The following is an 11,855-nucleotide window of genomic DNA, read 5'->3' on the forward strand; positions in this document are numbered from 1 at the left end:
TCAAGCAGTTCCGTCGCGTCGCAACCCGCTACGACAAGCTCCTCGCCAACTTCCGCGGCTTCGTTCTGCTCGCCTCAATCGCCATCCTACTCCGCTGAAATCGTCACCACCGCCTAGTGTCCTGCCCGCGAACTTCGCGGGCAGGACACTAGGCTGCCATCCCGGCTTGGCGCCTGAGAAGGGTTCCGGGCGGCAGGCCGAGGCGGTGGCAGGCCTGCACCGCCGGGCTGCTTTCCAGGAGCAGCCTCTCGGCCAGTCGCCCCGCCGAGCGAAGCGCCCCCGCCTCCCAGGGCCGCAGGCGGCATTCCAGGCCGAGCAGATCCCGCGCCCAGTCCGGCGTGATGGCCACTGCGGCCCGCACCATCATGCGCTGCGCTGGCCGCAGGCCGGCGGGCAGGATCGGCGCGCGCTGCATGATGTCGAGAAACTCGAAGATGACCGGCGAGGGCTCAAGCCGCGGGCGCATCGCCACGAAATGGGCCTCCATCCCGGCGCCGCTGGTGGGCGCGCCCCCTGCGCCGTAGAGCAGGGCGGCGGGTGCGGCCTCGGCATAGAACCTGTCCTGCTCCTGCATCGGTAGCGCGTGGACGAAGCGGCAATAGGCCGTCAGGAAGCCGAAGCAGGCCGTGGCCTGGACCCAGTCCAGCAACACGGGGTCGTCGGCGCGGTAGGGGAGGCCGGCCTCGGTGCGCCCCCACACCGCCTGATGCGCGCGCCTCACGCCGGCGATCATCGCCTCCGCCGCGCTGCGGGCGCCATAGACGGTGACCATCGCCGCCAGGCCGGTCCGTTGCAGGCGGCGCACCGGGTCGGTGCGGAAGCTGGTATGGTTCCAGACGCCGGCGCGGACACGCGGCTCGGCCAGTTCCAGGATGACGGCGGCGACCCCGCCGATGAACAGGGCGAGCGGGTTCCGGAACACCTGCCAGGAGACGGAGTCCGGCCCCGCGAGCGCCGCTTCCCCGGCGGGGCAGGTGAAATCGACCGCTGGCCCGCCTGGGGGCTTGATGAAGGCCTGGAAGCTCGCCTCGGCCCAGTGCCGCAAGGGGCGTGGCAGGGCCAGCGCCGCAGTCTCCGCGCCCATGCCCAGGGGTGCCTCTCCTGTCATGCGGTGGATATGGGGGCGGCGGCGCCGGCCTTGAACGCCTGTCCGCCCGCGCCGCGCGGCGCTTCAGGCCTCGCGGCGCCCCTCCGCGCGCAGCCCTACCCAGAAGGCGGCCTGGCCGATGACCGCCGCGCTGGTCAGCACCACCGCCGCCGCCAGCGCCGGATTGCCGCCGACGCCTGCCAGCGAGGCGCAGAGCGCGCCAACCCCCATCTGGCTGCAGCCATACAGCCCGGCGGCCGAGCCGATGATCTGCGGGTTCACGCTGACCGCCTTGGTCAGGGCGAGGGGGCTGGCGATGCCGACGCCCAGCGTGAACAGCAGCGGCCCGCCGACCGCCAGCAGCAGGTTCAGGTGCCCGCTCAGCACGCCGCCCAGGAAGACGGCGGCGCCGAGGACGCCGAGCGCGCTGGCTGAAAGCAGCAGGCGCGGGATGCCCAGCCGGGCCACCAGCCGGTTGGTCAGCAGGTTGCCGGCCGAGGTGCCGGCCACCAGGAGGAGGTAGCACAGCCCGACCTCCTGCACCGGCCGCCCGAGCTGCTGCACGAAGATGAAGGGCATGGCCGCCAGATAGGCATACCAGCTCGTGGTGGCGCAGCCGCCGCCGATCGCATAGCCGAGGAAGGCCGGCGAGCGCAGCAGCGCGCGGTAATCGCGGGCGAGGGCGGCGATGCTCCGGCCGCTGTTGCTGGCCCGCGTCTCCGGCAGGCGGCGGATGGCGAGCAGCGCCGTGGTGGCGCCCATGGCGCAGAGCAGCGCGAAGATCGCCCGCCAGCCCAGCCATTCCGAGAGGGTGGTGCCGATCAGCGGCGCGATCCCTGGCCCGACGGAGACCACCAGGCTCAGTGCCGCCAGCCGGGAGGCCGCCTCGCGCGGCTCGGAGGTATCGCGGACGATGGCGCGCCCCAGCGCCAGCCCGGCGCAGCCGCCCAGTGCCTGCAGCAGCCGCGTGGCGGTGAGCCATTGCACGCTCGGGGCCAGCATCGCGGCGAGGCTGGCCAGCGTGTAGAGGGCGAGGCCGCCCAGCAGCACGGGGCGGCGCCCGAGATTGTCGGAAAGCGGGCCGTAGCCGAGCTGCCCCACCGCCAGTCCAAGGATGTAGAGGCTGATGGTGAGCTGCATCGCGCCGCTGCTGGCGCCGAGCTCGGCTCCGGCCTGCGGCAGGGCCGGCACGAAGATATGGATGCCGAGCGTGCCCGAGGTGGTGACCAGCACCAGCAGCCAGAGCGGCGGCCGCCGGCCGGAAGGCGGGCCGCTGCCGCCGGGCGGCCGGGCCTCGCCCGGCGCGGAAGGGGTGGCAGCGGGCAGGCTCTTCCGGGTTTCGTCATAGGGCATCCGCTACTGTCATCCAGGTCAGGCGAAACGTCACCCTTGCTGGCATGCTTTCCGGGGAAGGGCCGCCCGGAGCCCGTGGCGTGACCTTTCCGGCCTCCCGGCGTTCGCAGCAGGTCGGCGAAGGAGAAGCCCCGCCCATGATCGTCTTTGTGGACTTCGAGGCCAGCAGCCTGGGCAAGCGTGGCTTTCCCGTCGAGGTCGGCTGGGCGGCGGAGGACGGCACGGAGGAAGGCTATCTGATCCGCCCCGCGCCGGACTGGGAGGAGTGGAGTCCCGAGGCGGAGCGGGTGCATGGCCTTTCGCTGAACTGCCTCCGGCGGGAGGGCACGGCGCATGACGTGGTCGCGCGCCGCATGGTGGAGGCGCTGTCCGGCCATGATCTCTACGCCTCCGCACCCTCCTGGGACGGCCAGTGGCTCAGCCGGCTGCTGCGTGCCGCCGGGCTGCCGCGCCACGCGCTCCGCCTGCGCGATACCGAGGAGGCGCATCGGCAGGCAGTCCTGGCGGCGCTGGGGAGCGCAGGGAATGAGCAGATGGAGGAGGTGATCGACGCGGCCCGGCGCGCCGTGGAGGCCGGCGGTGCCCCGACACATCGCGCGCTGGACGACGCCCGGCGCGAGTTGCGGCTGTGGCGCGAGGTTGTTCGCCATGCCGGGGGTGGGCCGGAAGCGCCGTCGTAAGGGCTGCGCCTGAGCGTTGATTTCAAAGGAAATCTGTTATCTCGGCTGATTGATTTAGGGAACATAATAAGAACATTGCCCCTCCCGCGCCGGCATGGCACACCGGGCGGAGAGGGAGGAGGTGATGGAGAACCTCGCGCGCTGGACTCTTGCGCAGGCTTTCGGCCTTCTCGGGACGCTGGCGGTGATCTTCCGCGACAACTACCGGGCGCCGCTGCCCGGGGCGGAGCTGGGAGAGTTGCTGGTGCGGTTCGGGCCGCAGGCCTCGGCGCTTGGGCTGACGCTGGCGCTCTGGCCGGTTTCCGACCTGCTGTTCCGCGCCTGCGCGCCGGACCGCGCCTGGCAATGCGCCGGCGGCTTCAACCGCTGGCTGGTGGCGCTGCTGCTGTTCTTCCAGTGCGCCCATGCGGCGGTGTTCGGCCTGGTGGTGATGTCGGACCCGCCGACGCTGGCGGCCGCGCTGCAGCCCGGCATCTTCCACGCCTACGGCGCTGCGCTGCTGGCCACGGCGCTGATGTCGGCCGCCTATGTCCTCAGGCTGGAATTCGTCATCTGGAAGGGCCATACTCCGGGCATGAGGCACGAGAGCCAGCCCTGAGATGGGACCGCAGGACATCCTCGCCGCCCTGCTGTGGGGAGCAAGCCTCCTCGGCATCGGCCTGGGTGGCTATGGGGTGATCCGCTACGGTTACGCTCTCGCCCGGCACCGGCATCCCGGAAGGCGCTACTCGCGCGCGGCGCTGCGGGAGCCGCGGCACTGAGGTTGTGCTGCCCCTGGCCCTTCCGCCGGGATGACGTCCGCCCCGTCCCCTGAAGCGGCCCTCGCTTCCCCACCGGCCCGTGTTGAACGCGCCTGGCATCCCGCCGGCGGAAACCGTCTTGCCGCCGCGCGTGGATGGCCGATCATCCCGTCTCGCGCCGCTCTCGGAGTGTTCCGCCGGGAAGGGCGCCCCGCTGCGAGACAGAGGAAGGGAAGCCTCCACCCGTGACCGCATCCGACATTGCCGCGCGCATTTCCGCCGAGGTGGATCGCCGCTTCGACCAGCAGATCGAGACGACGATTGAGTTCTCCGCCATCCCCAGCACGCGCGGCGCCGAAGGCCCGGCGCAGGACATGATGGCGACGCTGCTGCGCGCCCGGGGCTACGAGGTGGACGACTGGCCCATTGCCATGGAGGATCTGCGCGACCTGCCGGATTGCGGCGTGATCGAGCACGACTTCTCGCGGGCGCGCAGTGTGGTCGGCACCCTGCGGCCCGCACGTGAAACCGGCCGCTCCCTTATCCTGCAGGGGCATTGCGACGTGGTCCCGGCCGGCCCGCTGGACATGTGGAAGACGCCACCCTACCGGCCGACCATCAAGGACGGCTGGCTGTACGGCCGCGGCGCGGGCGACATGAAGTCCGGTACCATCGCCGCGCTCCACGCGGTGGACGCGGTTCGCGCGGCCGGGCTGAAGCTGAAGGGGCGGCTGCATTTCCAGTCGGTGATCGAGGAGGAGAGCACCGGGGTCGGCGCGCTCTCGACGCTGCAGCGCGGCTACCGCGCCGACTGCTGCCTCCTGCCCGAGCCGACGGCGCTGCGGCTGACGCGCGTCTGCGTCGGCGTGATCTGGTTCCGGCTGAAGGTCCGCGGCGAACCGGCGCATGTCGCCTATGCCAGCGAGGGCTCGAACGCCATCAAGGCGGCCTACCGGCTGATCCAGGGGCTGGAGGAGCTGGAAGCCGAGTGGAACCGGCGCGCCGCAAGCGATCCGCACTATGGCGCCATGCAGCACCCGCTGAACTTCAATCCCGGCATCATCAAGGGCGGCGACTGGGCCTCCAGCGTGCCGGCCTGGTGCGACGTGGACTGCCGCATGGGCATCCTGCCGGGCTGGGACGTCGATGCCTGCCGCGCCGAGATCGAGGCCTGCGTGGCGAAGACCGCCGCGACTCACAGCTTCCTCGCCAGCAACCCGCCGCAGGTCGAGTGGTCCGGCTACCTCTCGCATGGCTATGTGATGAAGGGCGGCGAGGATGCGGTGGAGGTGCTGCGGCAGGCGCATGACCGCGTCACCACCGCACCGCTGGAGGACCGCGTCGGCACCGCGCTGAACGATGCGCGCTTCTACAGCCTTTACTACGACATTCCCGCCTTCTGCTACGGACCGCGCGCCGAGAAGGTGCACAGCTTCAACGAGCGCGTGGAGCTGCAGTCCATCCGGGATGCCACCAAGGCCATCGCCCTCTTCGTCGCCGACTGGTGCGGGGTGGAGGAGGCCTGAGGGGCGCGCGGGGGCGGGCGGCAGGCGCACCCCGCCCCCGCGAAGCGGCTTCCGGCTTCAGGCGGCCGTTGCGAGCAGCGCGCGCACGGCCTCGGGGCGTGGCATCGGCGCCACGGCGCCGTAGCCGGTGGTGGAGAGCGCAGCCGCGGCATTGGCGTAGCGCGCAGCCTCCACGGGCGCATCGCCGAGCACGGTGCGGGCCAGGAAGTTGCCCGCGAAGGTGTCGCCGGCGCCGGTCGCGTCCACCGCCTGCACGGTGCAGCCGGGCAGGATGGTGCGGCCCTCGCGCGTTGCCACCATCACCCCCTGCCGGCCGAGCTTGAGCACCACCAGCGGAGCAAGCTCCAGGTAGAAATCAGCGATCGCGTCCGGCTGCTCCAGCCCCGTCAGCGCCGTGGCGTCCTCATAGCTGGGGAAGGCGATATCGGCGTGCCGCAGGGCGGCGTGAATGGTCGCGGCGGCGCGGGGCAGCGGCCAGAGGGCGCGGCGGAGGTTGGTGTCGTAGGAGACCGTCACCCCGGCGGCGCGGGCGATCTCGATGGCGCGGAAGCAGGCGTCGCAGGCGGAGGTGGAGATCGCTTGGCTGATGCCGGTGAGGTGGAGGATGCGCGCCTTGCGGATCGCCTCCTCCGGCATTTCCTCCGGGGTCATGCGGCTGGCCGCGCTGCCGCCGCGGTAGAAGGTGAACTGGTGCCCCTGGGGCCCGTGGGTGACGAAGTAGATGCCGGTCGGCGCGTCCTTCCGGCGGATCACGGTGGCGGCATCCACCCCCTCCGCCTCCCAGAGCCGGAGGAAGCTCTCGCCAGGGGCGTCCTGGCCGATGGCGCTGATGTAGCCGGCCTTCGCGCCGGCCCGCGCGGCGGCGATGGCGGCGTTCGAGCTGTCTCCGCCATGCCCCTCCAGGAACAGGCGGCGGCCCTGCTCATCGGCCGGGATCTGGTTGAACTCCAGCATCGGCTCGCCGATGCAGAGGATGTCCACCCCACTCATGCCTGCAGGATTCCGAGCGCCTCGCGTGCGGCCGCCTCGACGGCGGCGCGGTTGCCGGCGCGGATCGCCGCCTCGTCCACCAGCTTGCCGCCGATGCCCACGAAGGCGGCGCCGGCCGCGATGTAGTCATTGGCGTTGCGGGCATCCACCCCGCCGGTCGGACAGAAGACGGCGTCCGGGAAGACGGAGCGCAGCGCCTTCAGATGCGCCGGCCCGCCCACCGAGCTGGCCGGGAAGATCTTGACCACATCCGCCCCGGCAGTGCGGGCGGCGCGCACCTCGGTCGGCGTCAGCGCGCCCATCATCAGGCAGGCGCCGGCGCCGCGGGCAGGCGGCACCAGGGCCGGCTCCACCCAGGGCGAAACCAGGAAGCGCGCGCCCGCCGAGATGCAGGCCTCGGCCGAGACCGCGTCCGGCACCGTGCCGGCGCCCACCAGCAGCTCGGGATCGGAGGCGACGTCACGGATGACGGAGACCGCATCCGGGATGGTCATGGTGATCTCGAAGATGCGGATACCCGCGTCGCGCAGCCAGCTGACGGCGGTGGCGGCATGGGCGGCGGTGCTGGTGCGCACCACGGGCACGATGCGGGCGGCGCGGAACGTCTCGATCAAGGGGTGCGGGGCCACGGGTCAATCCTGCTCGGTGCGGGAGGGCGACGCCCGGGGCGCCGCGGACCTCCCAGAAGATGCGGCAGGCTACCCCGTCCGGCCGGGTCAGGCCAGGGTTGCCATCCTGTCCGCCGTGCGCTCCAGCTCCAGCGCGGCCTGGTGCGTGTGCTGCACCTTGCTGGCGGTGTCGTCCAGCGCCGCGCGGTAGTTCTGCACCTGGCCAGCCAGGCCGCCGACCGCCGTGCGCAGGTCGGAGAGGTTGGCGCGGAACTGGGCCACGGCCGCAGCCTGCTCGGAGAGGGCTGCGTCCAGCCGCCGCAGGGCGAGGCGAAGGCGGTCCTCCGGGTTCTGCGGGAAGGCGAGGAGCGCTGCGGCCTGATCCATGGGAATGCCTCCGGGGCGATGGGGTGGTGACCTGAAATTCCTAGCGAAAGATTAACCCGCCTCACAAGGCGAGAAATTATAAAAAATTAGACAACACGCTGTGCCGCTCCGGGCAGCGCGCCGGCCATTCCCCTCCCGCCCCCGATCTGCTCTAACGCCCGGCTCTCCACGGCCCAGGTATCGCACCATGCCCGACGTCCTCGGCATCGACTTCGGCACGACCAACAGTGTCATCGCCCTCCGCCAGCCCGATGGCGCGGTTTCAACCTTCCGCTACGCGACGGGGACAGGGGTGGCCGACACCTTCCGTTCGCTGCTCTGCTTCTGGGCTGAGGAAACGGGCGCGGCACGCGGCCGGTTGCAGCATGCCGCCGGGCCACGGGCGATCGAGGCCTATCTCGACGATCCGCTCGGCAGCCGGCTGATCATGTCGATGAAAAGCTATCTGGCCAGCCGCAGCTTCACCGAGACGCGGATCTTCGGCCGGGGGGTCAGCCTGGAGGAGCTGATCTCCCTCTTCCTGCGCGCCCTGCTGACCAGCGCGGTGGGCGGCGGCGCCTTCGGCGGCGCACATGTGACGGCCGGCCGGCCGGTGCGCTTCGTCGGCGAGGGAGCGGATGATGCACTGGCCGAGCGCCGGCTGCGTGCCGCCTTCGCCGGCGCCGGCTGGGAGGCGCCGGACCTGGCGCTGGAGCCGGAAGCGGCCGGCTATCGCTTCGCCGCCGGGCTGGAAGGGGCGGCGACCGTCCTGGTCGGCGACTTCGGCGGCGGTACCAGCGACTTTTCCCTGCTGCGCTTCGAGCCCGGCGCGCGCCGCAAGGTCACGCCGCTCGGCCATGCCGGCGTCGGCATCGCCGGGGACGCCTTCGACTACCGCATCATCGACCAGGTGGTGTCCCCGCGCCTGGGCAAAGGCGACAGCTATCGCGTGCTGGGCACGCCCTTGCCCGTGCCGCCCAGCTTCTTCACCAGCTTCGCCCACTGGCACCGCCTCTCGCTGATGCGCGCGCCCCGCACCCTGCGCGAGATCGCCGAGGTGGCGCGCGCCAGTGACCACCCCGAGCGGCTGAACAACCTGATCCGGCTGGTCGAGGACGAGGCGGGTTATGCGCTCTACCAGGCGGTCTCCGGAGTGAAGGCGGCGCTCTCGAAGGCGGAGAGCGCCATGTTGCGCTTCCGCCATGGCGGGTTCGAGCTGGAGGAGGAGGTGCGGCGCGCCGATTTCGAGCGCTGGATCAGCCCCGAACTGGCACGACTCGCCGCCGCCGTCGATCAGGCGCTGGCGGATGCCGGGCTGCGGGCGGAGGCGGTGGACCGGGTCTTCCTGACCGGCGGCACCTCGCTGGTCCCGGCGGTGCGCCGTCTGTTCGAGACGCGCTTCGGCGCCGGGCGGGTGGTCAGCGGCGGCGAGTTCGTCTCGGTCGCCGAAGGGCTGGCGCTGATCGGCGCCGAACGTGCCGGGGCCTGAGGGGCACGCTACAAGGCCTGCCCGGAGAGCCGGCGCGCGGCGGCCAGCCCGTGCCGCCCCGCCTGCGCTGATGCGGCGGGGTGCAGCAGCCGTCCCACCAGCAGCCCGGCCAGCCCCGGCAGGGAGAGCAGCGCCAGTGCCAGTGCCCAGGGTAGCGCCGCGGCACCGCCCAGGATCAGGCTGAGCAGGATTGCCGCTGCCTGCGGCACGAGCAGGCGGGCGGGCCGGGAGGCCGAAGCGCGGCGCCTGAGCAGCGCCCGGCCAAAGGCCGCGCCACGCAGCGGCATGGCGGCCAGCCCGGCCAGCACGGCCAGCAGGCGTGTTCCGGGTCTGGCCTCCCCAAGTGCTGCCATGGCGCGTCCGCCCATCAGGAGGGCGGCCAGCAGCAGGAGCGGAGTGGCCGGCAGGAGAGCGGCATTCCGCAGCGGCAGCAGCAGCAGGGTGGCCATGACGCCGAAGCCGCAGACGGCCATCCAGAGCAGGTCGGTGAGGCCGGGCAGCATATGGCCGAGCAGATACCGCCGCTGTGCCGACGAAAGGCCGGGATGCAGCGGGTTGAGCAGAACGTCGGCGTGCCGGCGAAGCAGGTCCAGATCGCTGCGGGCGGCCGCCACCTGCGCCGCTCCCCAGGCGGAGAGGTCGGCGGGAAGCGGGGGGCAGCCCAGCGGCTCCACCATTTGCACCGCCTCCCAGCCCTGGCGCTGCAGCCGCAGGCCCAGCTCGGCATGCTGGTCCGCCGCCGATTCGGCCCAGCCGCCGGCGAGGCGCAGCGCCTCCGCCCGGATCAGCGCCAGCGAGGGGCGCAGGGTCACGGCGGCAGCCGGCAGCGCCGCGGGGCGGCTGGCGGCGGCGAAGCGCTCGAAGGTGGGCGCATCCGGTCCGGGCGTCGTCCAGGCACCCTGCACGAAACCGAGGCCGGGGCGCGCCAGCAGCGGGGCGGTGTGCCGCAGCCAGCCGGCATGGAGCGCGCAGCCGGCCTCCAGCGTGCCGATCACCTCCACGGCGGGGGAGGTCTCCTTCAGCGCGAAGTTCAGCGCGGCCATGCGCTCCCCGGCGCGGCAGCCGAGATGAAAGAAGCGGAAGCGTGGGCCGAGCCTTGCGCAATGCTCGGCCACCGGCTCCCAGGCGGCCGGAGTGGTGCTGGTGTCCACCACCAGCACTTCCAGCGCGGGGTAGTCGAGCGCGTCCAGGGCGTCGAGCGTGGCGCAGGCCTCCACCGGCGAGGCGTCCTGCAGCGGCAGATGCAGGGAGACCTGGGGCCAGCATGCACCGCCGGCGGGCTGCGGCCGGCCGGCTCTGGCGCCGCGCTGCGGCATGGGAGAGCCGAATCCGGCCGCGGTGAGGCGGGGAGGGGCGGAAACCAGACGGGAAGCGCGTGCATTCATGGCTGCTTGAGATCCGTAAGGCCGTTGCGGCGTCGCGCGATGTCCCCCTTTTCAACCAGTGATGCGGCGCCGGATCGTCCGCTTGATGGCAGGAATGGGGCCATGCGGCCGTGACCGCACTCGGATGAGCGGATAGAACCCTGCGGCGTCATCAAGAGGATTGAGCAGCCATGGGCGTGGTGCTGGAGCTTGCCGTCATTCTTCTGCTGGTGCTGCTCAACGGCATCTTCGCCATGAGCGAGCTGGCCATTGTCTCGGCGCGCCGGGTCCGGCTGCTCAGCATGCAGCGGGCGGGGCGCGGGGGGGCCTCGGTGGCGCTGGCGCTGGCGGAGGATCCCCAGCGCTTCCTGCCCACCGTGCAGGTCGGCATCACGCTGGTCGGCGTGCTGGCCGGCGCCTTCGCCGGGCAGGGGCTGGCGCAGCGGCTGGGCCATGTGCTGGCCATGGTGTCGTGGCTGGAGCCCTATGCCGGGCAGATCTCCCTCGCCGTGGTGGTGCTCGGCATCACCTATGCCTCGCTGATCCTCGGCGAGCTGGTGCCGAAGCAGCTCGCCCTGCGCAACCCGGAGGCCGTCGCCCTGCTGATGGCGCCGGCGATGTCGCTGCTCTCGCGCATCGCCGCGCCGATGGTCTGGCTGCTCTCGCGCTCCTCGTCCCTGGTGCTTGGCCTGCTCGGCGCCTCCCGGCCGGTCTCCTCGACCATCACGGAAGAGGAGGTGAAGGCGGCGGTCGCCGAGGGCGCCGAAACCGGCGCGCTGGAGACGGAGGAGCGGCACATGATCGAGCGCGTCCTGCGCCTGGCCGACAAGCCCATCCGCGCCCTGATGACGCCGCGGACCGAGGTGGACTGGATCGAGCGCAACGCCCCGCAGGAGGAGGTTGCCGCGCGACTCCGCGCCAGCTCCGTGACCCGCTTCGTGGTGGCGGATGACCGCATCGACAACGTCGTCGGCGTGGTCGCGGCGAAGGACCTGCTGAACCAGCTCCTGGCCGGCGAGCCGCTGGACATGCCCAAGGCCATGCGCAACCCGATGGTGCTGCCCGACAATCTCTCGGCGCTGGACGCGCTGGACCGGCTGCGCGCCGACCGGCTCGGGCTCGCGCTGGTGATGGACGAATATGGCAGCTTCGAGGGCGTGGTGACCGCCTCCGACCTGCTGGAGGCCATCGTCGGCGAGCTTGGCGCGCCGCCGGCGCCCACTGCCGGCGGCGTGGTGGAGCGGCATGACGGCAGCCTGCTGCTGGACGGCATGATGCCGAGCGACGAGCTGAAGTCGCGCCTCGACCTGCCGGAGATGCCGGGCGAGGGCACCTACCACACGGTCGCCGGCCTGATGCTGGCCCTGCTGCAGCGCGTGCCGCGCGAGGGCGACCGCATCGTCTGGTCAGGCTGGCGCTTCGAGATCGTGGACATGGACGGGCGCCGCGTGGACAAGGTCCTGGTGGACCGGGAGAAGGCCACCGGCGCCTGAACCCGGCCCGCGGGCATGAAAAAAGGCCGGGGAGGTTTCTCCCAGCCACTAGCTTAACGTGTTGATGGCGGGGGCGGCAGTAATGCCGCCCCCGCTACTTCATTCGGCCGCCGCCTGCCGCTCCCACAGGCGCTCGATGGCGACCCGCAAGTCATAGCC

Annotated in this window: 12 protein-coding genes and 1 pseudogene; 7 read left to right on the plus strand and 6 right to left on the minus strand. The window is 72.0% G+C overall.

Annotated features, from left to right (window positions below):
* Positions 1 to 98: pseudogene (locus QMO56_RS25990) on the plus strand (IS5/IS1182 family transposase); the annotation flags it as partial.
* Positions 99 to 148: 50 nt separating this feature from the next.
* Here the strand turns inward: QMO56_RS25990 and QMO56_RS25995 are convergent.
* Positions 149 to 1,084: an oxygenase MpaB family protein gene (locus QMO56_RS25995; RefSeq protein ID WP_283530454.1), complete on the minus strand. Its 936-nt coding sequence runs from the start codon at positions 1,082 to 1,084 to the stop codon at positions 149 to 151.
* Positions 1,085 to 1,171: 87 nt separating this feature from the next.
* A complete protein-coding gene (locus tag QMO56_RS26000) occupies positions 1,172 to 2,440 on the minus strand; it encodes a multidrug effflux MFS transporter (protein ID WP_283530456.1) in 1,269 nt (422 codons plus the stop codon).
* Between the two features lie 137 nt (positions 2,441 to 2,577).
* Here QMO56_RS26000 and QMO56_RS26005 point away from each other — a divergent pair, with 137 nt between their 5' ends.
* The 4 genes from QMO56_RS26005 to QMO56_RS26020 all read left to right on the plus strand — a co-directional run bounded on the left by QMO56_RS26005 (position 2,578) and on the right by QMO56_RS26020 (position 5,386).
* Positions 2,578 to 3,120 (plus strand): transcriptional regulator, encoded by a 543-nt coding sequence (locus QMO56_RS26005; RefSeq protein ID WP_283530458.1) that lies wholly within the window; start codon positions 2,578 to 2,580, stop codon positions 3,118 to 3,120.
* A 124-nt stretch (positions 3,121 to 3,244) separates the two neighbouring features.
* On the plus strand, positions 3,245 to 3,718 hold the full coding sequence (locus QMO56_RS26010) for a hypothetical protein (protein ID WP_283530460.1): 474 nt from the start codon (positions 3,245 to 3,247) through the stop codon (positions 3,716 to 3,718).
* Between the two features lies 1 nt (position 3,719).
* Complete coding sequence (locus tag QMO56_RS26015) at positions 3,720 to 3,881, plus strand: hypothetical protein (protein WP_283530461.1); 162 nt, start codon at positions 3,720 to 3,722, stop codon at positions 3,879 to 3,881.
* Positions 3,882 to 4,105: 224 nt separating this feature from the next.
* Positions 4,106 to 5,386: an ArgE/DapE family deacylase gene (locus tag QMO56_RS26020; RefSeq protein ID WP_283530463.1), complete on the plus strand. Its 1,281-nt coding sequence runs from the start codon at positions 4,106 to 4,108 to the stop codon at positions 5,384 to 5,386.
* Between the two features lie 57 nt (positions 5,387 to 5,443).
* Here QMO56_RS26020 and QMO56_RS26025 read toward each other — a convergent pair whose 3' ends face one another.
* The 3 genes from QMO56_RS26025 to QMO56_RS26035 all read right to left on the minus strand — a co-directional run bounded on the left by QMO56_RS26025 (position 5,444) and on the right by QMO56_RS26035 (position 7,371).
* Entirely contained in the window at positions 5,444 to 6,376 is a 933-nt protein-coding gene (locus QMO56_RS26025) for a sugar kinase (protein ID WP_283530465.1), read from the minus strand.
* Positions 6,373 to 7,005, minus strand: coding sequence for a bifunctional 4-hydroxy-2-oxoglutarate aldolase/2-dehydro-3-deoxy-phosphogluconate aldolase (locus QMO56_RS26030; protein ID WP_283530467.1), 633 nt, complete (start codon positions 7,003 to 7,005; stop codon positions 6,373 to 6,375). Before QMO56_RS26030 ends, QMO56_RS26025 begins: the two co-directional genes overlap by 4 nt.
* A gap of 87 nt (positions 7,006 to 7,092) precedes the next feature.
* Positions 7,093 to 7,371, minus strand: a complete 279-nt coding sequence (locus tag QMO56_RS26035; protein ID WP_283530469.1) for a hypothetical protein — start codon at positions 7,369 to 7,371, stop codon at positions 7,093 to 7,095.
* 187 nt (positions 7,372 to 7,558) lie between these two features.
* On the opposite strand from QMO56_RS26035, the gene QMO56_RS26040 reads away from it, so the two are divergent.
* Complete coding sequence (locus tag QMO56_RS26040; protein WP_283530471.1) at positions 7,559 to 8,839, plus strand: Hsp70 family protein; 1,281 nt, start codon at positions 7,559 to 7,561, stop codon at positions 8,837 to 8,839.
* Positions 8,840 to 8,847: 8 nt separating this feature from the next.
* Here QMO56_RS26040 and QMO56_RS26045 read toward each other — a convergent pair whose 3' ends face one another.
* Complete coding sequence (locus tag QMO56_RS26045) at positions 8,848 to 10,155, minus strand: glycosyltransferase (RefSeq protein ID WP_283530473.1); 1,308 nt, start codon at positions 10,153 to 10,155, stop codon at positions 8,848 to 8,850.
* A 239-nt stretch (positions 10,156 to 10,394) separates the two neighbouring features.
* On the opposite strand from QMO56_RS26045, the gene QMO56_RS26050 reads away from it, so the two are divergent.
* Complete coding sequence (locus QMO56_RS26050; RefSeq protein WP_283530475.1) at positions 10,395 to 11,696, plus strand: hemolysin family protein; 1,302 nt, start codon at positions 10,395 to 10,397, stop codon at positions 11,694 to 11,696.
* Positions 11,697 to 11,855: the final 159 nt, after the last annotated feature.

The organism is Roseomonas sp. E05, assembly GCF_030063475.1.
In the GTDB taxonomy this organism is placed as follows: domain Bacteria; phylum Pseudomonadota; class Alphaproteobacteria; order Acetobacterales; family Acetobacteraceae; genus Pseudoroseomonas.